The 20,621-nt window shown below is 71.5% G+C and carries 16 protein-coding genes and 1 tRNA gene; 7 read left to right on the forward strand and 10 right to left on the reverse strand.

Annotated features, from left to right (window positions below; genetic code table 11):
• Positions 1–146 precede the first annotated feature (146 nt).
• From mshC to ACIBK0_RS07655, 4 genes are all read right to left on the reverse strand, one after another.
• Positions 147–1,376: a cysteine--1-D-myo-inosityl 2-amino-2-deoxy-alpha-D-glucopyranoside ligase gene (mshC, locus tag ACIBK0_RS07640; RefSeq protein WP_399076690.1), complete on the reverse strand. Its 1,230-nt coding sequence runs from the start codon at positions 1,374–1,376 to the stop codon at positions 147–149.
• Positions 1,377–1,746: 370 nt separating this feature from the next.
• Positions 1,747–2,565 (reverse strand): SCO1664 family protein, encoded by an 819-nt coding sequence (locus tag ACIBK0_RS07645; RefSeq protein WP_399076692.1) that lies wholly within the window; start codon positions 2,563–2,565, stop codon positions 1,747–1,749.
• Entirely contained in the window at positions 2,529–3,119 is a 591-nt protein-coding gene (locus tag ACIBK0_RS07650) for a DUF3090 domain-containing protein (protein ID WP_189187836.1), read from the reverse strand. The genes ACIBK0_RS07645 and ACIBK0_RS07650 overlap by 37 nt, the downstream gene beginning before the upstream one ends.
• A gap of 120 nt (positions 3,120–3,239) precedes the next feature.
• On the reverse strand, positions 3,240–3,926 hold the full coding sequence (locus tag ACIBK0_RS07655; RefSeq protein WP_399076695.1) for a histidine phosphatase family protein: 687 nt from the start codon (positions 3,924–3,926) through the stop codon (positions 3,240–3,242).
• A gap of 62 nt (positions 3,927–3,988) precedes the next feature.
• Between ACIBK0_RS07655 and corA the strand changes: the two genes are divergently transcribed.
• Positions 3,989–4,987, forward strand: coding sequence for a magnesium/cobalt transporter CorA (gene corA, locus ACIBK0_RS07660; protein ID WP_399076697.1), 999 nt, complete (start codon positions 3,989–3,991; stop codon positions 4,985–4,987).
• 60 nt (positions 4,988–5,047) lie between these two features.
• Here corA and ACIBK0_RS07665 read toward each other — a convergent pair whose 3' ends face one another.
• Together ACIBK0_RS07665 and ACIBK0_RS07670 are read right to left on the reverse strand one after the other, a co-directional pair.
• Positions 5,048–5,836: a ferritin-like domain-containing protein gene (locus ACIBK0_RS07665; RefSeq protein ID WP_399076699.1), complete on the reverse strand. Its 789-nt coding sequence runs from the start codon at positions 5,834–5,836 to the stop codon at positions 5,048–5,050.
• Between the two features lie 229 nt (positions 5,837–6,065).
• Positions 6,066–7,121, reverse strand: coding sequence for an LLM class F420-dependent oxidoreductase (locus tag ACIBK0_RS07670; protein ID WP_399076701.1), 1,056 nt, complete (start codon positions 7,119–7,121; stop codon positions 6,066–6,068).
• A gap of 151 nt (positions 7,122–7,272) precedes the next feature.
• On the opposite strand from ACIBK0_RS07670, the gene ACIBK0_RS07675 reads away from it, so the two are divergent.
• Positions 7,273–8,256: an aldo/keto reductase gene (locus ACIBK0_RS07675; RefSeq protein WP_399076704.1), complete on the forward strand. Its 984-nt coding sequence runs from the start codon at positions 7,273–7,275 to the stop codon at positions 8,254–8,256.
• The gene (locus ACIBK0_RS07680) at positions 8,253–10,460 is read left to right on the forward strand and encodes a helix-hairpin-helix domain-containing protein (RefSeq protein ID WP_399076707.1); all 2,208 of its coding nucleotides are present in this window, start codon (positions 8,253–8,255) and stop codon (positions 10,458–10,460) included. Before ACIBK0_RS07675 ends, ACIBK0_RS07680 begins: the two co-directional genes overlap by 4 nt.
• A 203-nt stretch (positions 10,461–10,663) precedes the next feature.
• On the opposite strand, the gene ACIBK0_RS07685 is transcribed toward ACIBK0_RS07680, so the two are convergent.
• The gene (locus tag ACIBK0_RS07685; protein ID WP_399076709.1) at positions 10,664–11,350 is read right to left on the reverse strand and encodes a hypothetical protein; all 687 of its coding nucleotides are present in this window, start codon (positions 11,348–11,350) and stop codon (positions 10,664–10,666) included.
• Positions 11,351–11,397: 47 nt separating this feature from the next.
• Between ACIBK0_RS07685 and ACIBK0_RS07690 the strand changes: the two genes are divergently transcribed.
• On the forward strand, positions 11,398–11,586 hold the full coding sequence (locus tag ACIBK0_RS07690; RefSeq protein WP_028801646.1) for a DUF5703 family protein: 189 nt from the start codon (positions 11,398–11,400) through the stop codon (positions 11,584–11,586).
• A gap of 285 nt (positions 11,587–11,871) precedes the next feature.
• Here the strand turns inward: ACIBK0_RS07690 and ACIBK0_RS07695 are convergent, their stop codons facing one another.
• The 3 genes from ACIBK0_RS07695 to ACIBK0_RS07705 form a co-directional block, all read right to left on the reverse strand.
• Positions 11,872–12,690, reverse strand: coding sequence for a chaplin (locus ACIBK0_RS07695; protein ID WP_399076711.1), 819 nt, complete (start codon positions 12,688–12,690; stop codon positions 11,872–11,874).
• A 147-nt stretch (positions 12,691–12,837) separates the two neighbouring features.
• A complete protein-coding gene (gene chpH / locus ACIBK0_RS07700; protein ID WP_399076713.1) occupies positions 12,838–13,071 on the reverse strand; it encodes a chaplin ChpH in 234 nt (77 codons plus the stop codon).
• Between the two features lie 178 nt (positions 13,072–13,249).
• Entirely contained in the window at positions 13,250–14,575 is a 1,326-nt protein-coding gene (locus ACIBK0_RS07705; protein WP_399076715.1) for a M20/M25/M40 family metallo-hydrolase, read from the reverse strand.
• 186 nt (positions 14,576–14,761) lie between these two features.
• Here ACIBK0_RS07705 and ACIBK0_RS07710 point away from each other — a divergent pair.
• From ACIBK0_RS07710 to ACIBK0_RS07720, 3 genes are all read left to right on the forward strand, one after another.
• Positions 14,762–14,846 (forward strand) — tRNA-Leu (locus tag ACIBK0_RS07710).
• 351 nt (positions 14,847–15,197) lie between these two features.
• Positions 15,198–19,073 carry a Pls/PosA family non-ribosomal peptide synthetase gene (locus tag ACIBK0_RS07715; RefSeq protein ID WP_399076717.1) on the forward strand — a complete coding sequence of 1,292 codons (3,876 nt, stop codon included), beginning with the start codon at positions 15,198–15,200 and terminating at the stop codon, positions 19,071–19,073.
• Positions 19,074–19,150: 77 nt separating this feature from the next.
• Positions 19,151–20,530, forward strand: a complete 1,380-nt coding sequence (locus ACIBK0_RS07720; RefSeq protein ID WP_399076719.1) for a M1 family metallopeptidase — start codon at positions 19,151–19,153, stop codon at positions 20,528–20,530.
• The last annotated feature ends 91 nt before the right edge of the window (positions 20,531–20,621 follow it).

Consider the following 20,621-nt stretch of genomic DNA (forward strand, 5'->3'; position numbering starts at 1 on the left):
CCTCCACCCCCCCGACCCCCGGCCCCCGCCCCCCCCCCCCCTCCTCCTGCCGCGGGGGGGGGGGGGGCCCCCCCGCGGGGGGGGGGGCCGCCCCCCCCCCCCCCCCCCCCCCCCGGCCGTTGCTGTTGGTCCTGCTGTAGCAGTTGTTAGAGAGCCACTCCGAGGAGGGCGTCCACGGCGCGCGACACGACGCCGGGGGCGCCCTCGTCCGTGCCGCCCCGCTCGTGCTGGAGCTCGGCCCAGCGGTCGACCGCGGCGAGCGCCGCAGGCGCGTCCAGGTCGTTCGCCAGGGCGTCGCGGATCTCCTCGACGAGCGCGTCGGCGGACGGACCGTCGGGCCGCGACACCGCCGCCCGCCAGTTCTCCACACGCGCGACGGCCTCTTCGAGGACGGAGTCCGTCCATTCCCAGTCGGCGCGGTAGTGGTGTGCGAGCAGCGCGAGCCGTATGGCGGCCGGGTCGACGCCGTCGCGCCGGAGCTTGGACACGAAGACCAGGTTGCCCTTGGACTTCGACATCTTCTCGCCGTCGAGGGCGACCATGCCGGCGTGCACGTACGCCTTGGCCATCGGGAACTCGCCGGTCAGCACCTGGGCGTGGGACGCGCCCATCTCGTGATGCGGGAAGGCGAGGTCGGAGCCGCCGCCCTGGACGTCGAAGCCCATCCCGAGGTGGTCGAGTGCGATGGCGACGCACTCGATGTGCCAGCCGGGTCGGCCGCGGCCCAGCGAGCCGCCGTCCCAGCTCGGCTCGCCCTCGCGGGCCGCCATCCAGAGCATCGGGTCGAGCGGGTTCTTCTTGCCCGGACGGTCCGGGTCACCCCCGCGCTCGGCGGACAGCAGGCGCATCGCGGCGGCGTCCAGGTTGGACACCTGGCCGAAGTGCGGGTCGGACTCGACGGAGAAGTACACATCCCCTTCGAGCTCGTACGCCGCTCCCGCGTCCCGCAGCCGCTCGACGAGCGGCACGATGCCGGGTATCGCCTCGACGGCGCCGATGTAGTGCCGCGGCGGCAGCATCCGCAGGGCGGTCATGTCCTCACGGAAGAGGGCGGTCTCCTTCTCGGCGAGTCCCACCCAGTCGACGCCGTCGCGCTCCGCGCGCTCCAGGAGCGGGTCGTCGACGTCGGTCACGTTCTGGACGTAGTGAACCTGCCGCTTGGTGTCGAGCCACACGCGCTGAACGAGGTCGAACGCGTTGTAGGTCGCCGCGTGACCCATGTGGGTCGCGTCGTACGGCGTGATGCCGCACACGTAGATACGGGCGACGGGACCGGGGGCAAGGGTGACGAGGCCACCGGTCGCGGTGTCGTGGATCCGGAGGTCGCGGCCCTCACCAGGCAGGGCGGGGACCTCAGAAGCGGGCCAGGCATGCATGTCATGAGCCTAACCGGACGGAAGTTCCGTATACGAACCGGCCAGCACGTGATGGCCGAGCAGACACTCTTGCGCGACACCGGAGGGTGTGCTTTCGCGCACCTCGCCGGGGCGGCAGCCGACCCGACCGAGCTACGGGCCATCGTGCCGCCCGGGAGGCAGCACACCCGGCCCAACTGCAGGCAATCGTGCCGCCGAGGCGGCAGCACACCCGCCCCCAGCCACAGGCAACCGTGCCGCTGAGGCGGCAGCTCACCCGCCCCAGCTGCGGGCAACCGTGCCGCCGGAGCGGCGCGGGTGGGCGCAGCGGCACCCGGCGAGCGCCGGTGAGCCCACCCACCCCCGGCTCAGCCCCGGGACGTGGTCACCCTCACACCGGCGGCCAAGGAATCGCAGGCCACTCCCCACTCGGCTCCGGGTGCTTGCCGGAGGCGAGCATCGCCGAGACGCGCGCGCGTGTGGCATCAATCTCCGCGACAGTGATGAGTTCGGCCAGCCGAGTGGAAAGCGCTGCGCCGGACGCCAAGCCGTCCCGCAGGGACGCGAGCACGGACACCGCGTCCGCCGTCAGCGCCTCCCCCGCCCATCCCCACAACAGCGTCCGCAGCTTGTTCTCGGCGTTGAAAGTGACTCCGTGGTCGATCCCGTACAGCCGCCCCTCACCGGCGGGCAACAGATGCCCGCCCTTGCGATCGGCGTTGTTGATCACGGCATCGAGCACGGCGAGCCGCCGCAGCCGCACATCGTCGGCGTGCACCAACAGCGCCGTCTTCCCCTCACCGACCTCGGCGAAGCCAATCGCCTTCCAGCCCTCCTCGGGCTCCTCACGGTCCACCAGGGCGAGGAGCTCGGCCTCCGGGGAAGCCTCGATCCACAGCTGGCACATGCCCTCCCCGTACGGCCCGTCGCGCAGCACGGTGGGCGGCACGAGCCCCCATCCGGTCGCCTCGGACACCTCGTACGCCGCGACCTCGCGCTGCGCCAGCGTGCCGTCCGGGAAGTCCCACAGGGGCCGCTCCCCGGCGATCGGCTTGTAGACGCAGAACGCGTCCCGGCCCTCGTAGGACACGGAGCAGTAGAGCACCGCGTTCGACGCCTCACGGATCCGTCCGCGCACCTTCAGCTCGCCCTCGGCGAGCAACTCGGCCGTGGTCACGCTCCGCGGCGGTATCCGTTCTGGCGCGGACATACGTGTCCTTCCGGGTCGAGCGGGAGGCTGCACAGCGGGCAGGGCGGCCGGCCCGCGTTGACGACGTCGAGGGCGCGCTTGGCGAAGGCCCGGGCCTGCGCGCCGGTGAGCCGGACCCGGAGCATCGGCGGACCGTTCTCCTCGTCCTGGAGCAGCCGCTCCTCGGCCTCGGCGAGGTCCTCCTCGGAGTCCGCGTCGAGCTCCACGAGGGCCTGCGCCTCGACGATCATGCGCTGCTCGTCACCGTCCCAGGCCAGCGCCATGGTGCCGACCCGGAACTCCTCCTCCACGGGGGTGTCGAGGGGCGCGGTGTCGGACACCTCCGTCGGGGCCACGGCCGGAACGGGCGCGCTGCCACCGGTGCGCCGTACGACCTCGTCGAGGAGCTCGTCCATGCGCTCGGCGAGCGCGGCGACCTGGGTCTTCTCCAGGGCCACGCTGGTCACCCGGGGCCCCGAGGAGGCCTGCAGGAAGAAGGTACGGCGCCCGGGCAACCCGACCGTACCGGCCACGAAGCGGTCCGGGGGGTCGTAGAGGAACACCTGACGGGACACGTCCTGTCTCCATTGAATCGACATGAGGACCGGCTGACTGCTCCGGCCCGCATCGGCTGCTGAGAACCTGCTGACAACTACTGTGCTGCTTCAACCGCTTCACCCTACTGCGGCCGACGATCACGGTGCGCCCGCACCGCCCCCCACCGTGGCGTCTCCGCCTGGGGGTTCCTCGCGCGGCGCCAGGGACGCGAAGTCACCGGTGTCGCCGAGGCGTACGAGAAACGGCCTCATGCGTGTGTAACGGATCGCGGTGATGGAACACGGTTCGACAGAGATCCGCTGGAAGAGGTCGAGATGAAGTCCGAGTGCGTCCGCGACGAGGGATTTGATGATGTCGCCGTGCGAACACATGAGGTACACGGCATCACCGCCGTGATCGCGCTCCACGCGCGCGTTCCACTCGCGCACCGCCTCGGCGGCCCGTGTCTGCATGGCCCGCATCGACTCGCCGCCGGGGAACGCGGCCGCGGACGGATGCGCCTGTACGACCTCCATCAGCGGTTCGTCCTTCAGCTCGGCGAGCTTGCGACCGGACCAGTCGCCGTAATGAGCCTCCCCGATGCGCTCGTCGGTGTGCACCCTCAGCTCGGGACGGGCGTCGAGCAGCGGCTGGACGGTCTCCTGGCAGCGCTGCAGGGGACTGGTGACGACCTCGGAGATCGGCAGCTCGGCGAGCCGCCCGGGCAGCGCCGCGGCCTGTTGGGCGCCGCGCTCGTCGAGGGCGACGCCGGGCGTCCAGCCGGCGAGCAGTCCCGCGGTGTTGGCGGTGGAACGTCCGTGCCGGACGAGGATCAGGGTGGGCATGCGGTCCAGCCTAGGCGCCCGCCGGGGTGCGTCTCCGGCCGGACGGCGGGACAATACTCTCCGTGATCGTCGACTGCGCCGTCTATCGTGACGGGCGCCGGACGGAGGGCCCCGACGACCTCTCCGACGCCTTGGCGCAGTGCCGTGCCGGGCATGACGCATTCGTCTGGATCGGCCTGTACGAGCCCACGGAGAAGGAGTTCGACCGCGTCACGGAGGAGTTCGCACTGCACCCCCTGGCAATCGAGGACGCCCTCAAGGCGCATCAGCGCCCCAAGCTGGAGGTGTACGACGACTCGCTGTTCATGGTCCTCAAGCCGGTGGCGTACGACGCGGAGCACGACACCGTCTCGTCCGGCGAGGTCATGGTCTTCATCGGGGACTCGTTCGTCGTCACCGTGCGGCACGGTGAGGAGTCGCCCCTCGCGGCCGTGCGGCACCGGCTGGAAGAGGAGCCCGAGATGCTCCGGCACGGTCCGACGGCGGTGCTGTACTCGATCGCCGACGCCGTGGTCGACCACTACGTGGACGTCGCGGGCGAGCTCGGAACGGACTTGGAGGAGCTGGAGGCGGAGGTGTTCTCGCCGTCCAGCGGCGGCTCCCGGAGCAGCGCGTCGCGGATCTACAACTTCAAGCGGCAGATCCTCGAGTTCCGCAGGGCCACGGGCCCGCTGGCCCAGCCGCTGGTCCGGCTCGCGGGCATCGGGCCCTTCCTGGCCTCGATGCCCTTTGTGCACGACAAGGCACAGCCGTTCTTCCGGGACGTCAGCGACCATCTGACGCGGGTGAACGAGTTGGTCGAGGGTCTGGACCGGCTGGTCTCGGACATTCTCTCGGCGCATCTCGCGCAGATGACCGTGCGGCAGAACGACGACGTGCGGAAGATCTCCGCATGGGCGGCCATGGCCGCGGTCCCCACGATGATCGCCGGGATCTACGGGATGAATTTCGACCACATGCCGGAGCTGCACTGGCTGTGGTCGTATCCGGCACTGATCCTGGTGCTGGTCATGCTGGAACTCGGCCTGTATCGCCTCTTCAAGCGGCGGGGCTGGCTGTGACAGAACACCTCGGGCTTCTCATGGGGATCGTGAGGGGTTCCACGCACGCGTGAAGGTCGATCACGCGAACTCGGGAGCGGCCGCCGCCGGCCCGCCCAGTGCGTCGCGCCGCTCAGGCATCTTCAGGGAGACCATCCGGCGCCAGCCGGCGGCCCGCTCGTAGAGGTAGACGGCGTGGATGCCCGCGGCGAGCGCCGCCACCTTGCCCCTGGGCCAGCCGAGAATGCGCCCCATGTGGGCCATGACGGCGAGGCTGACGTCCCGGTGGATGCGGATCTCGGCGTGCGCGCACTCGCGCAGCGTCTGCTGAATGGCGCGGCCGTGCCCGGCGTACGCGAAACGGAGCAGTTCCTCGTGGCAGTAGGCGAGGTGGTCGTGCTCGTCGTTGGAGATCATCTTCACCGCACGGCCGATGTCCGGGTGGTGCGCGAAGTGCTTGCGCAGCAGCTCCATCTGCTCGGAGGCGCGCTGCTCGGTGACTCGGCTGTGGGCGAGATACGTGACGATGTCCTGCACGGTGAGCGGCTGGTCGTCCTTGAGCTTCTCGTGTGCGAGGCCGATGCCGCGCCGTTCCAGGAGCATGGTGTAGTCGGTGTCGAAGGGGACCTCGACGGGTTCGAGGCCGCGCCTCTTCATCAGGGCGTTGAAGATCCGCCCGTGTTTGTCCTCGTCGGCGCCGTGTCGGGCGATCTTGGGCGCGAGTGCGCGCTCGCTCTGCGGAACGAGGGCCGCGATCCGGCCGTTCTCCCAGCCCCCCTGCGATTCCCCGCTGGCGGCGATGGAGCAGAACAGCCGGAACGACTCGTCGTTGTCGAGGATCTCCTGGAACAGACTCTTGGCCGAAAGCATCACGGACACCTTTCTGCAGGGGTACGCAGAAAACGAGTCAAATGGGATGCCAGGAGCGCGGCAACCGATGTGTCGGACAAATCCGCCAAACGACGGAGGAGGAGGGAGGCACGGGCGCGTAACCAAGGGGGCGCCGACGCGTTGTTCCCCGTGACGGCCGTGGCGGGGAAGACCCCCCGAGCCCCCACCACGGCCGTAGAAACTCTCCTTCGACCTGCTACTCCGCGCGTTACGCGAGCCCCGCCCGCTCCAGCGCGTCGGAACCGGCCCGGAGCGAGGCGAGCCGGTCGTCCAGCGTGAATCCCGCGGGCGCCAGTGTGAGCGTGGTGACCCCAGCGGCGGCATACGCCTTCATGCGGTCGGCGATGCGGTCGACGGAACCGAGCAGGGTGGTCTGGTCGATCAGGGCGTGCGGGACGGCGGCGGCCGCACCCTCCTTGTCGCCGGACAGGTACTTGTCCTGGATCTCGGCGGCTTCCTTCTCGTACCCCATGCGCTGGGCGAGCTGGTTGTAGAAGTTCTGCTTGCGGCTGCCCATGCCACCGACGTACAGCGCGGTGTACGGGCGGAACATGTCGGCGAGCGCGGTCACGTTCTTGTCGTCGCCGAGGGCCAGCGGCAGCGTCGGGCAGACGTCGAAGCCCTCCATCGTCTTGCCGGCCTTCTCGCGGCCCGCGCGCAGATACTTGATCGCGGTGTCCTCGAGGTGGTCGGCGGAGGGGAAGATCAACAGCGCGCCGTCGGCGATCTCGCCGGTCTGCTCCAGGTTCTTGGGGCCGATCGCGGCGACGTACAGCGGGATGTGCTCGCGCTCGGGGTGCACGGTCAGCTTGATCGGCTTGCCCGGGCCACCGGGCAGCGGCAGCGTCCAGTGCTCGCCCTCGTACGAGAGGCGCTCGCGCGTCATCGCCTTCCGTACGATCTCCACGTACTCGCGGGTGCGCGCCAGCGGCTTGTCGAACTTGACGCCGTACCAGCCCTCGGAGACCTGCGGTCCGGAGACGCCGAGGCCGAGGCGGAAGCGGCCGCCCGACAGCGAGTCGAGGGTGGCGGCGGTCATCGCGGTCATCGCGGGCTGGCGGGCCGGGATCTGGAAGATGGCCGAGCCGACATCGATGCGCTCGGTCTGGGCGGCAACCCAGGAGAGCACGGTCGCCGCGTCGGAGCCGTAGGCCTCGGCGGCCCAGCAGACGGCGTATCCGAGCCGGTCCGCCTCCTGGGCGACGGCGAGATTGTCCGCGTCCATTCCGGCGCCCCAGTAGCCGAGGTTGATCCCGAGCTGCATGGCCGATCCCCTTACCGATCAGTAACGTCCCTTGTTCTGGAGACCCTAGCGCGCTGGTGGGCGCGGCGGCAGGGACGGGCTCGCGCCGGCCCGAACCTCGTTGTCCACAGGGCCCCCACGTATCGAGTTCTGGCCAGTAATCTCGGCGTCCATGGAGCAGAGGCATCTCGGCCGTACCGGCCTGCGTGTGTCCCGGATCGGACTCGGCACCCTCACATGGGGGCGGGACACGGACGAGCATGACGCCGCGGACGTCTTGAAGGTCTTCTGGGAGGCGGGCGGGACCCTCGTCGACACCGCGGACGTGTACGGGGACGGGGAGGCCGAGTATCTGCTCGGACGCCTCACAGAGGGGCTCGTGCCGCGCCGGGACCTGGTCATCTCGACGAAGGCAGGGAGCGTGCCCGACCCCGACCGCCGCTTCGACGGCTCGCGCGGCCATCTGCTGTCGGCGCTCGACGACTCTCTCGCCCGCCTCGGCACGGACTACGTGGACCTGTGGCACGTCCACGCTTACGACCCCGACACCCCCCTGGACGAGACCCTTCACGCGCTCGACCTCGCGGTGAGCAGCGGCCGCGCGCGCTACGCGGGAGTGTCCAACTTCTGCGGCTGGCAGCTCGCCAAGGCGGCGACCTGGCAGCTCGCGGCGCCCGGGACACGGACACGAATCGCCAGTACGCAGATGGAGTACTCCCTGCTCCAGCGCGGCGTCGAGCGGGAGGTACTGCCGGCCGCCCTCGACCTGGGGGTCGGACTGCTGCCCTCCTCACCGCTCGGGCGGGGTGTGCTCACGGGCAAGTACCGGGGCGGGACACCGTCCGACTCCCGGGGCGGCTCGGAGCACCTCGCGCCCTTCGTCGCGCCGTACCTGGACGACACGGCGAGCAGCATCGTGGACGCGGTGACGACCGCCGCGGACGGTCTCGCGGTGACCCCGCTCCAGGTGGCTCTCGCCTGGGTCCGCGACCGGCCCGGCGTCGCCGCCCCCATCGTCGGCGCGCGCAACGCCCAGCAGCTCACGGCGGCGTTGTCAGTGGAGACCCTTAGTCTTCCTGACGAGATCTGCCGAGCGCTCGACGACGTGTCGGCGCCGGTGCACCACTATCCCGATCACGACTGGAGCACGCTGTGAGCACGGAGCCCGAGACCACGGAGGAAGCGGAGCCGGGGGCGCCGGGCGCGGACACGGCCGACGGCGCCGCCGAAGACGCGAAGGCAGCCGCGGGCGACGCGACCGCACCCGCCGAAGGCGGGGGCGCGGAAGCCTCCGGGGACACCGAAGCCTCCGAAGGTGCCGCCCAGTTGTCCGAGGCCGAGGCCGAGCTGGCGGCCCAGCGTCTGGAGCGGGAGCGCATCGAGCGGCGGAAGGCCGAGAAGCAGGGGCCGGTCGAGGCCGGGGCCAAGCTCAGCGGGAAGGCCGCGGATCTGCTCGCGGCGGTGCGAGCCGTGGAGAGCGGCGAGAAGCCCGTGGCCACCGCGTTCCGTGAGCCGGAGCCCGCGCCGCGCAGGGTTGCGCAGGAGCCCGTGCGGCGGCCGCAGCCCATGGCCTCCCCGGCCGCCGCACCGTCGGCCGCCGCACCGGAGGTCGTAGAGGCCGTACGGGCCGTGCTGACCGAGGGCGGCGCGCCCGACGCGCTCGCCGCCCAGGTCGTCGCGGCCCTGGGGGAGGGTGCCGACGAGCAACTGCGCGACAATCCCTGGCAGTTGCTGCGCGTCTTTGGGGTACGGCCCGAGCAGGCCGACGGATTCGCCCGCGCGCTGCTCGGCGCGGAGTGCGGCCCGGACGACGAGCGGCGCGGCCGGGCGCTCACCGTCTGGCTCCTGGAGCAGGCGGCCCTCGCCGGACACACCGCCCTGGACGCCCCGGCGCTCACCGCCGCGCTCGCTCAGCGCTCGGTGCCGGACCCGGACGCGGCCGTGCAGAGCACCCTGGCGGAGGGCGAGGCCCTGGTCTTCCAGGACGCGCTCGACACGGCGGCGCCTGTTCAGGAGGAGGGTGCCGAGGAGGGCGAGGAGCGCCCGGTCCGCGTCCTGGTGGGCCTGGAGAGGTACGCCCTGGCGGAGGAGAGCCTCGCCGACGGACTGGCCCGGGTGATGAACTCCGTGCCGAAGGAGGACGGTTCGGCCGCCGAATGGGAGCAGGCCGTCACGTCGGCCACGCGCTCCGCCGCCGAGCTGATCCGCGCGGTCGCGGGCCACGGCCTGGTCCTGCACACGGGCGGGGACGCGTCCCAGGCCGAAGCTGCGGCGCTGCTGCACGCCGCGCGCGGTCTCGGCCTGCGCGGCTGGGCCGCCACGCACACTCCGGGCGGCCGCGACCGTTTCACGGCCCAGCCGGCCCTGCGCGACCTGCCGGACGGCGCCGAAGAAGGCGTGGGCACGCCGGTCGCCACCGTCGCCGGGCTCCTTTCCGGCGCCGAGGGCCCGGGCCGTGACGCGGACGGCGCCTTCGATCTCGACCTCCTGGTCGTCCTGGACGCACCGCAGCTCGACGTCGAGACGGCGGCCGTGCTCGCCGAGTCGCTGCCGGACGGCGCGCGGCTGGTGCTGAGCGGGGACCCCGGGGTGCTGTGGTCGACGGGTCCGGGGAGGGTCTTCGCGGATCTGCTCGCCGCCCGTGCCTGCCCGCAGGTGGCTTCCCGGACGCCCGACCCCGGGCCGATCGGCGAGTTGGTCTCCGGGGTCGGGATCGGTGAGCTGAACCAGGTCGAGGCGCCCGGCAAGGAGGTCGTGATCGTCCCGGTGCGCGACGCCGGCGAGGCGGTGCACCGGACCGTGCAGCTGGTCGCGGACTCGGTGCCGCGCGCGATCGGCATCCCGGCCGAGCAGACGCAGGTGATCGCGCCGGGGCACGGCGGTGCGGTCGGCACTCGCGCCCTCAACACCGCGCTCAAGGAGCGGCTGAACCCCGGTCCCGGCCGCTTCGGCGGCTTCGACCCGGGCGACCGGATCGCATACTCCCCCACGCCGGGGCGTTCGGTGCCGGGGCACGTGGTGAAGGCCGACGCCGAGGGGCTGCACCTGGAGTGCGCGGGGCTCCCCGTCGTCGTACCGAAGGAGGGGGTGGAGCAGTCCGTGCGGCACGGGTGGGCGCTCACGGCGCACCAGGCGGTCGGCTCGCGCTGGCCCGCCGTGGTCGTGGTGCTCCCCGGCGATGCCGCCCAGTCCCTGACCAGGCCCTGGGTGTACACGGCCTTCGGCCGCGCCGAGCGTCATCTGTCCGTGGTCCACGGGGTGGAGGGGGCCTTGCAGCGAGCGGTGGCGGAGGTGCCGCCGAAGCCGCGCACCACACGTCTGCCGGCCTTGCTCAAGGCGCAGGTACCGGCGGCCGGCTGAACCCCGGGCCGGAGTGCACCACCACTTGTGCGGGTCCTCCCGGCGCCGGGGGGAACCGGGGATGGGTGCGCTGCTCTGCGCCTACGAGGTGCCGCTTTCCGCGGGACGGCTGCCGCCCCAGCGGCATGATGGCCCGCAGCTGGGCCGGCCGCCACGGCGGCCGGCCGTCGGCGCACGCACGCCCGGAGCCACAACGGCGGGACTCAGCGGTCCGCGTCCATGGGCTCCAGGTCGCCGTCGTGGCCGAGGTCGTCCTCCAGGTCGTCGTCCGACTCGTCGTCGAAGACCGCGCTGACGTCGAAGCGGCAGACCACGCGTTGCGGGTCGATCGCATCGAACGGGGTCTCCAGCCATTCGCCGGGCTCGGCAGGTTCGTCGGCGGCGGTCACCCAGAGTGTGGAGTCGCCCTCCTCCAGGCCGAACTCCTTGTGCCGGGAGGCGATCTCATCCGGTTCGAACTCGCCGAACAGGACCCCGAGTGCCCCATGGATCGTGCCGGCCGCCGCGTCGAAGCCCGCGGTGGCGGTGGCACCCTCCTCCTCGACGGCTTCCACCCGCTGGGCCTGTGCCAGCAGTCGCTGCGGTTCCGCCACCGCGTAGTCCCGGCGGATCAGCACGCTCAGCGCATTCGGCTCCTCGGGGCCCGTGTACGGCGGCAGCGTGTCGTCGCTGCCGGGGATCTCGAAGGGCGTGACCTCGTCGTAGCGGTCGTAGAGGAGCTCGTCGTACTCCTCGGCCGCGGCGGCCAGCTCATTGAACGCCTCGTAGACGCCCGGGTCGTCTTCACCCGTCCTGCGCTCGACCGCGGCCAGGTGGCGGTCGAGCGCGGTCTTGACCGCCTCGGCGGCGGCGCGTACCTCGGCAGCGGTGGGCTGCACAGCATCAGACATAGTGCAGACGCTATCCGTACACGGGCTCTGCCCGCACAATAGATGCGATGCCGGAATACGAATTTGTCGACGTGTACGTGCCTCGCGGGGTCTCCCGCAAGGAAACGACGCGCCTGCTGACGGACCATGCCGAGTACGGACACTGGGAATTGGACCGCCTGAGCCTGCTGCGCGACGGCAGCCGCAAGGTGAGGTTGCGCCGGCGGATCATCCGCCAGGTGCGCGCCACGTGGTGACGGAAGGCGGCTGAAAACGGAGTGGGGGCCCCCCGCCCCGGGGCCCCCCCCCTCCGCCCCCCCCCCGGGGGGGGGGGGGGGGGGGGGGGGGGGGGGTTCGGGGGGTTGGCGCCCCCCGCCCCCCCCGCGCGCTGGGGGGGGCGCGGCGCGGCAACACCCGCGGGGCCCCCCCCCGGTGAGGCCGCGGGGCGCACAAACGGGGGGGGCCCCGCGCGGGGGGGCCCCCCACTCCGTTCTCCACGCCACCGGGGAAGTTCGTGGCGTTGCGATCGGGTTCGTACGGTTTTACGCCGCCGATCGCGCCCTGCGGTAGAGCACGGCACCCGCCAGCAGCGCGCCGGCGCCGATGGGCACGACCAAACCGAGCGGCAGGTCACTGCCGGTGTGCGCGAGCTGCGCGGCGCCCTGAGGCTGGGCGGCGGACTGCGCCCCCGGGTGGTTGGCATGCGAGGAGCCGCCCGGCGTCTTGCCTCCGGGGTGGGACGGCTGGCCCGGGTGACCGGGATGACCCGGAGTGCCGGGCTGACTCGGCTGACCGGGGTGGCCCGGCTGACCGGGGTGCCCGGGATGCCCAGGCTGACCGGGGTGCCCGGGCTGACCCGGAGGCGGCGTCTCGTGACCGCCGCCGGGCGGGGTCGTGGAGTGACCGCCGCCCGTCCCGTTGGCGCAGTCGTTGCCCGCCGCCGCGTTGCCGATGCCGATCACGTTGACGCTGTTGCCGCAGACGTTGACCGGTGCGTCGATCGGCACCTGCACGTGGTTGCCGGAGCCCACACCCGGCGAGTCATTGGTGTGGCCGCCGGCCTGGGAGCCGCCGCCGGAGTGCGAGCCGGAGTCGCCCCCGGACGAACCGCTGCCGCCGCCGTGGTTGACGCACGTGTTGCCCATCGCCGGGTTGAGCACCCCGACGACGTTCACGGTGTTGCCGCAGACATTGACCGGCGCGTGCACCGGCGCCTGCACCGTATTGCCCGACAGCACGCCGGGCGAGTCCGAACTGAAGCCGTTCGCACCCGAGTCGGCGTGTGCGTAGCCGCCCGTCGCGGCGAGTACGCCGGTCGCGGCCGCCACGGTCATCAGGCCCTTGCGGGTGACCTGTCGCATAGCTGTATCCCTGCCTTAGTCCTTGGCTTGGACCATCCGGAACGCGCACGCACCCCCAGTGCGTGTGCGGAAAGACCGGTCGGCCCCGGAGCGCATGGCACGATCCGGGGCCGACGGGCTCAGAACCTCATGGGGTGAGGCACAACGTCACTTGTTGATGCAGGTGTTGCCGAAGGCGGGGTTCAGCAGCCCGATCACGGAGACCGTGTTGCCGCAGACGTTCACCGGGACGTGAACGGGCACCTGGATGACGTTGCCGGACAGAACACCCGGGGAGTGCACGGCGGCACCCTGGGCACCCGAGTCGGCGACGGCCAGACCCGCACCCGCGAGAACCAGACCACCAGTGGCAGCCGCAGCAGCGACGACCTTCTTGATCATTATTCCTCCTTGTTGGCAAATGCGATCCCAAGTAGCGGATCACGTCACTTGTAACGAGGAGGGAGTAGTAGAGCTACGAGCTTATGGTCGCATTCACTCTTCTCAGTCGGCTCCGCACAGGCTGGCGAATACTGAAGTTTCGTTTCAGTAGGCGAATTCAGGACGCCCGACGGATGATTCAGGACGCGTCGATGAAGCGGTCGAGCACGCGTACGCCGAACTGCAGCGCATCCACCGGCACCCGCTCGTCGACGCCGTGGAACATGCCCGCGAAGTCCAGCTCCGGCGGCAGCTTCAGCGGGGCGAACCCGAAGCAGCGGATGCCGAGGTCCGCGAAAGACTTGGCGTCGGTGCCGGCCGAGAGCATGTAGGGCACGGCACGCGCGATCGGGTCCTCGGCGGACAGCGCGGTCTGCATCGCGTCGACGAGTGCGCCGTCGAAGCTGGTCTCCAGCGCCTTGTCCGCGTGCACGTCCGCACGCTTGACGCGCGGGCCGAGAATCCGGTCCAGGTCGGCGAGGAATTCCTCCTCGTACCCCGGCAGATAACGCCCGTCGACATGCGCGGTGGCCTGCCCGGGAATCACGTTGACCTTGTAACCGGCACCCAGCTGGGTCGGATTGGCGGTGTTCTGCAGCGAGGCGCCGATGAGCTTGGCGATGCCGCCCAGTTTGGCGAGCGTCTCGTCCATGTTCTCGGGGTCGAGTTCGGTGCCGAGCGCGTCGCCGAGTTCGTCGAGGAAGTGCCGCAGTGTCTTGGTGACGCGCACCGGGAACTTGTGCCGGCCGAGCCGCCCGACGGCCTCGGACAGCTCGGTGATCGCGTTGTCCTTGTGGATCATCGACCCGTGACCGGCGGTGCCGTCCACGGTCAGCTTCATCCAGTGCATGCCCTTCTGGGCGGTCTCGACGAGATACAGGCGCAGCTTCTCGTTGACCGTGAAGGAGAACCCGCCGACCTCACCGATCGCCTCCGTGACGCCCTCGAAGAGGTCCGGGTGGTTGTCGACCAGGTGCCGCGCACCCCACGTGCCACCCGCTTCCTCGTCCGCGAGGAAGGCCAGGACGATGTCGCGCGGGGGTTTCCTGCCACTGCGCAGCCGGTCCCGTACGACGGCCAGCGTCATGGCGTCCATGTCCTTCATGTCGACCGCGCCGCGGCCCCACACCATGCCGTCCGCGATCTCGCCGGAGAAGGGGTCGTGGGTCCAGTCAGCCGCGTTCGCCGGGACGACGTCGGTGTGGCCGTGGATGAGCAGGGCGGGCCGCGAGGGGTCCTCGCCCTCGATACGGGCCACCGTGGAGGCACGGCCCCGGTGCGACTCGAAGATCTGCGGTTCGAGCCCCACCTCCGCGAGCTTCTCGGCCACGTACTCCGCGGCCTCGCGCTCACCGGGCCCGGAGTGGTCCCCGTAGTTGCTGGTGTCAATCCGGATCAGCTCGCGACAGAGGTCCACGACCTCGTCCTCGCCAGAGACGCTCCTGGCGGTGTTCGACTCGCTCACGCTGCTTCCTCCCACTGTCACTGCTGGTGGTCCCCCTCATCCTCTCTCCGACCCCCTCCCCTCCCCAAGGCCGGTCCCGGCCCGTCACACGCCGTTCACGCGGGAACAGGGCGTGATCAGGAGCCCTCGAAAGCCTGGTAATGTTTCCTCTGTCGCCGCGAGGGAAACCCGCGCGACAGACACCTTGTCCGGGTGGCGGAATGGCAGACGCGCTAGCTTGAGGTGCTAGTGCCCTTTATCGGGCGTGGGGGTTCAAGTCCCCCCTCGGACACATCGAATGAGCGAGGGCCGCGACCATCAGGTCGCGGCCCTCGCTCGTTGCGTTGTCGGCTCATCGCGCGTGGCACCGGCCGGCCCTCGCTCGTTGTGTTCGAGACGTTACGGGCAGATGTGGGGCAGATCTCGTCAGGATGACATATCCCCATGTCAGAGCACCGTCAGCACTGCGGAACCAATGGTTCCGGCGCCCCGGGATGCCTCCTCGCATGGCTGACGACCAGGTGCGCGGATAGCGTCGTACTAATATTTCACGCTTGTTTGGAGCTGGACCGGAATATCCCCAGGCGTACCTGCGGGCCCACCAGCGGCCCGGACGCTCCGGGAAACAACACGTGAGGACCCGATGGCAGCCCTCGAGCAAGGCCCCGCACTCGCGCTGTTCGACGAGGAGGTGCGCGCGGAGTTCGGCAACCCCGCACGCTTCTCCGCCTCCTCCGCCGCCTCGCCCCGCACCCTTGTCGACCTCCTCGACGCCTCCGTCCGGGCGTACCCCGACGAGCCCGCGCTGGACGACGGGCAGCGCTGCCTCACGTACCGTGACCTGGCCGTCGAGGTCGAGGCCCTGCGGCGGCGGCTGAGCGCCGCCGGGGTCGGCCTCGGCGACAGGGTCGGCGTCCGGGTCCCCTCCGGCACCAACGAGCTGTACGTCGCGATCCTCGCCGTACTGGCCGCTGGTGCCGCCTATGTGCCGGTGGACGCCGAGGACCCGGACGAGCGGGCCGAGCTGGTGTTCGGCGAGGCGGCGGTGCGCGCGGTCGTCGGGGCCGGGCACGAGCTGACCGTCAACGGCCGGTCGGAGGCTGTCGCCGCCCGGCCCGGAGTCGAGCACGACGCGTGGATCATCTTCACCTCCGGATCCACCGGCAAGCCCAAGGGCGTCGCCGTCAGTCACCGCAGCGCCGCCGCATTCGTGGACGCCGAGGCCGAGCTGTTCCTGACCGAGGACCCGATCGGGCCCGGTGACCGGGTCATGGCCGGGCTCTCCGTCGCCTTCGACGCCTCCTGCGAGGAGATGTGGCTGGCCTGGCGCTACGGCGCCTGTCTGGTGCCCGTGCCGCGTGCGCAGGTGCGCAGTGGCGCGGACCTCGGGCCGTGGCTGGTGGAGCAGGAGATCACCGTCGTCTCCACCGTCCCCACGCTGGCCGCCCTGTGGGAGCCCGAGACGCTCAACGAGGTCCGGCTGCTGATCTTCGGCGGTGAGGCCTGCCCGCCCGAGCTGGTCCAGCGGCTGGTGACCGAGGGCCGCGAGGTGTGGAACACCTACGGGCCCACCGAGGCCACCGTCGTCGCCTGTGCCTCCCTCATGACCGGCGAGGAGCCGATCCGGATCGGGCTGCCGTTGAACGGCTGGGAGCTGGCCGTGGTCGACGAGGCCGGCGAGCCCGTGGCCATGGGCGACAGCGGCCAGCTCGTGATCGGCGGGGTCGGGCTCGCCCGGTATCTCGACGCCGAGAAGGACGCGGAGAAGTACGCGCCGCTGGAGTCGCTGGGCTGGGAGCGGGCGTACCGCAGTGGTGACCTGGTCAAGGCCGAGCCGGAGGGGCTGATCTTCCTCGGGCGGGCCGACGAGCAGATCAAGCTCGGCGGGCGCCGGATCGAGCTCGGTGAGGTGGACGCGGCCCTTCAGGCCCTGCCCGGGGTCGCGGGCGCGGCCGCCGCCGTGCGCACCGCGCGCAGCGGCAACCAGCTGCTCGTCGGTTATGTGGTCACCCAGGACGGCTGGGATCAGGCCACCGCCGTCGAGAAGCTGCGCGCCGAACTGCCCGCCGCCCTGGTGCCGCTGCTCGCCCCGGTCGAGGACCTGCCGACCCGGACGTCCGGCAAGGTCGACCGCAACGCGCTGCCCTGGCCGCTGGAGGGCCTGGAGACGGGCGCCGCGAAGGAACAGCTTTACGGCACCGAGGCCTGGCTCGCCGAGCAGTGGAGCGAGGTGCTCGGCATCCCCGTCGCGGGCGCGTCCGACGACTTCTTCGCGATCGGCGGCAGCAGCCTCGCCGCCGCCCAGCTCACGACCAGGCTGCGCACCCGCTATCCGAGCGCGGCGGTCCTGGACATCTACCAGCAGCCCGTCCTGCGCAAGCTGGCCCGGCACCTGGAGAAGTCCGCGCAGGACGACGGCGCCGAGCGGATCGTCGCGCCGGTCCCGCTGCGCACCAAGGCGACCCAGCTGCTGGTGCTGATCCCGCTCTTCACCCTGCTCGGGCTGCGCTGGACCGTGGCGCTGGCGGCGCTCGGAAACGTACTGCACTGGGTCGGGCCGTATCCGTGGGCGCCGAGCGCGTCGTGGTGGCTCGTCGCCGCCGGTGTGCTCGTCTTCTTCAGCCCGCCGGGGCGGCTCGCGATCGCGGCGGGCGGAGCGCGGCTGCTGCTGCGGGGCGTGAAGGCCGGGCGCCACCCGCGCGGTGGAAGCGTCCACCTGCGGCTCTGGACGGCCGAGCGGATCGCCGAGTTCAGCGGAGCGACCTCGCTCACCGGTTCCTGGCTGGAGCGGTACGCCCGCGCCCTGGGCGCCAAGATCGGCCCGGACGTGGACCTGCACTCGCTGCCGCCGGTGACCGGCATGCTCAAGCTCGGCCGGGGTGCTGCTGTCGAGTCCGAGGTGGACCTGTCGGGGCACTGGCTGGACGGTGACCGGTTGGAGATCGGCCCGGTCAAGGTGGGCGCGCACGCGGTGGTCGGCACGCGCAGCCTGCTCTTCCCCGGTGCGCGCGTGGGCAAGCGGGCCGAGGTGGCCCCCGGCTCCGCCGTGTCCGGACACATTCCGACCGGGCAGCGCTGGGCCGGAGCCCCCGCGATCAAGCTCGGCAAGGCGAAGCGCGCCTGGCCCAAGGAACGGCCGCAGCGCGGCACGTACTGGCGGGCGATGTACGGCGCGACCGGGTTCGCCCTGTCCGCGCTGCCCCTGTTGGCGGGCGTCGCCGCCCTGCTCGTGGCGCATGTGTTCGTGAGCGCGGACGCCGGGCTCGGCGCGGCCCTGCGCGGTGCCGCGCTCGCTTTGGTGCCGGCGACGCTCGCTTTCGGTCTCGCCTACGCACTGCTGCTCCTGGTCGCCGTACGTCTGCTGAGCCTCGGGCTGCGCGAGGGCACGCATCCGACGCACGGCCGCGTCGGCTGGCAGGCCTGGACGGTCACCCAGCTGATGGACCGCTCCCGCGAGACGCTGTTCCCGCTGTATGCCGGGCTGATCACGCCGGTGTGGCTGCGGCTGCTCGGCATGAAGATCGGGCGGGGCGCCGAGGTCTCCACCGTCCTCGCGCTGCCCAGCCTCACCACCGTCGGTGAGGGCGCCTTCCTCGCGGACGACACGCTGACCGCACCGTACGAGCTCGGTGGCGGCTGGATGCGGATCGGGCGGGCCGAGATCGGCCGCCGGGCGTTCCTGGGCAACTCCGGGATGACCGCGCCGGGCCGCAGCGTGCCGGACGGCGGCCTGGTCGGTGTGCTGTCGGCGACGCCGAAGAAGGCGAAGAAGGGCAGTTCGTATCTGGGGCTGCCGCCGGTGAGGCTGCCGCGTTCGACGCAGGACGGCGACCAGAGCCGTACGTACGACCCGCCCGCGCACCTGTTGTGGGGGCGGGGCCTGGTCGAGCTGTGCCGAATCGTGCCGGTGTTCTGCTCGGCGGCGCTGGCCGTCCTGACGGTGGCCGCGCTGAGTGCGCTGGGGGCGTGGGGCTGGGCGCTGTCCGGGGTGGTGCTGCTCGCCGTGGGCGCTCTCGCGTGCCTCGTCTCCATCGTGGCGAAGTGGCTGCTCGTGGGGCGGCACCGGAGCGGTGAGCACCCGCTGTGGAGCGGATTCGTGTGGCGCAACGAGCTCGCGGACACGTTCGTCGAGGTCGTCGCCGTGCCGTGGCTGGCCGGCTCCGTGCCCGGTACGCCGCTGATGACGGCGTGGCTGCGCGGGCTCGGCGCCCGCATCGGCCGGGGCACCTGGGTAGAGAGCTACTGGCTGCCCGAGACCGACCTGGTCACGCTGGAGGACGCGGCGACGGTGAACCGGGGCTGCGTGCTGCAGACCCACCTCTTCCACGACCGGATCTTGCGGACGGATACTGTAGTTCTCCGTGAGGGCGCCACCCTGGGCCCGGGCGGAATCGTCCTGCCCGGCAGCACCGTCGGGGCCCGCTCCACCCTGGGTCCCGCGTCGCTGGTGATGGCGGCGGAGTCCGTTCCCGACGACACCCGCTGGCTGGGCAACCCGATCGAGGCATGGCGTTCATAGAAGACATGACCGGATCGGACGCGAAGGGCGGTACAGCGGCACGTCGTACGAGCACAGGGCAGGGAGCAGTCGCAGCGGTGAGCGTTCAGCAGACAGTGGGATCGGACCCGTACTTCCCGGCCAACGGTGATCCCCGCTACCGGGTACACCGGTACGAGCTCGCGCTGGACTACCGCCCCGGCCCCAACAGGCTCTCCGGCACCGCGCGGCTCAATGCCATAGCCGGCCGGGCGCCGCTCACCGAATTCCAGCTGAACCTGGCCGACTTCCGGATCGGCCGGGTCCGCGTCGACGGCAAGGCGCCGCACTACACGCACCGCGGCGGCAGGCTGCGCATCCGCCCGGCGAAGCCGATCCGGGCAGGCGCCGCCTTCACCATCGAGGTGCACTGGTCGGGCAACCCCAAGCCGGTCAACAGCCCCTGGGGCGGGCTCGGTTGGGAGGAGCTGGAGGACGGGGCGCTGGTGGCGAGCCAGCCGACCGGGGCGCCCTCCTGGTACCCGTGCAACGACCGCCCGGCCGACAAGGCCTCGTACCAGATCTCGATCACCACCCCCTCCGCCTACTCGGTGGTGGCGGGCGGCCGGCTGCTGACGCGTACGACGAAGGCTTCCACGACCACCTGGGTGTATGAGCAGGCGGCGCCGACGTCCAGCTATCTGGTCGGGTTGTCGATCGGGAAGTACCAGACGGTGCTGCTCGGCGACCCGGGCCTGGGCGGCGTACCGCAGTCCGGTCATCTGCCCGCGCATCTGCTCTCCGAGTTCTCCCGGGACTTCGCGCGGCAGCCGGCGATGATGGAGCTGTTCGAGGACCTCTTCGGGCCGTATCCCTTCGGCGAGTACGCGGTGGTCGTGACGGAGGAGGAGCTCGATGTCCCGGTCGAGGCACAGGGGTTGTCGCTGTTCGGCGCCAACCACGTGGACGGGGCGCGCGGGTCGGAGCGGCTGATCGCGCACGAGCTGGCGCACCAGTGGTTCGGCAACAGCGTCTCCATCGCGGACTGGCGGCACATCTGGCTGAACGAGGGCTTCGCGAAGTACGCGGAGTGGCTCTGGTCGGAGCGGTCCGGCGGCCGTACGGCACAGCGACTGGCCGCCGCGGCACACCGGAAGCTGTCCTCGCAGCCGCAGGACCTGGTCCTGTCCGCCCCGGGCCGCAAGCTGATGTTCGACGACCGGCTCTACGAGCGCGGCGGCCTGACCCTGCACGCGCTGCGCTGCGCGATGGGCGACGACGCCTTCTTCCGCATGCTGCGCGGCTGGGCCACCCTGCACCGGAGCGGAGCGGTCACCACGGCGGCCTTCACCGCGCACGCCTCCCGCTACACGGCGGAGCCCCTGGACGACGTGTTCGCGGCCTGGCTGTACGAGCCCGCCCTCCCGCCCCTGCCGACGCTCACCGCGCCGGTTCCCGCCCGGCCCACGTACCCGCCGACGAACGCCGACTCGGCCTAGGTCGTGTCTTCAATTGATCTTGAGTAGTGGATCATGGTCGGGTGATACGTCGCCATGAACTGTCCGATGAGGAGTGGGAGTTCCTCCGTCC

This window comes from Streptomyces sp. NPDC050564 (assembly GCF_044457265.1).
Classification (GTDB): Bacteria; Actinomycetota; Actinomycetes; order Streptomycetales; family Streptomycetaceae; genus Streptomyces.

What these genes read in the sequence shown, in the direction of transcription:
- ACIBK0_RS07670 (WP_399076701.1), bottom strand. Translation starts at nt 7,121, where the DNA reads ATGCAGCTCGGGATCAACCTCGGCTACTGGGGCGCCGGAATGGACGCG.
- ACIBK0_RS07645 (WP_399076692.1), bottom strand. Translation starts at nt 2,565, where the DNA reads ATGTCCGCGCCAGAACGGATACCGCCGCGGAGCGTGACCACGGCCGAG.
- ACIBK0_RS07715 (WP_399076717.1), top strand. Translation starts at nt 15,198, where the DNA reads ATGGCAGCCCTCGAGCAAGGCCCCGCACTCGCGCTGTTCGACGAGGAG.
- ACIBK0_RS07695 (WP_399076711.1), bottom strand. Translation starts at nt 12,690, where the DNA reads ATGCGACAGGTCACCCGCAAGGGCCTGATGACCGTGGCGGCCGCGACC.
- ACIBK0_RS07655 (WP_399076695.1), bottom strand. Translation starts at nt 3,926, where the DNA reads ATGCCCACCCTGATCCTCGTCCGGCACGGACGTTCCACCGCCAACACC.
- ACIBK0_RS07665 (WP_399076699.1), bottom strand. Translation starts at nt 5,836, where the DNA reads ATGCTTTCGGCCAAGAGTCTGTTCCAGGAGATCCTCGACAACGACGAG.
- ACIBK0_RS07675 (WP_399076704.1), top strand. Translation starts at nt 7,273, where the DNA reads ATGGAGCAGAGGCATCTCGGCCGTACCGGCCTGCGTGTGTCCCGGATC.
- ACIBK0_RS07690 (WP_028801646.1), top strand. Translation starts at nt 11,398, where the DNA reads ATGCCGGAATACGAATTTGTCGACGTGTACGTGCCTCGCGGGGTCTCC.
- chpH (WP_399076713.1), bottom strand. Translation starts at nt 13,071, where the DNA reads ATGATCAAGAAGGTCGTCGCTGCTGCGGCTGCCACTGGTGGTCTGGTT.
- ACIBK0_RS07685 (WP_399076709.1), bottom strand. Translation starts at nt 11,350, where the DNA reads ATGTCTGATGCTGTGCAGCCCACCGCTGCCGAGGTACGCGCCGCCGCC.
- mshC (WP_399076690.1), bottom strand. Translation starts at nt 1,376, where the DNA reads ATGCATGCCTGGCCCGCTTCTGAGGTCCCCGCCCTGCCTGGTGAGGGC.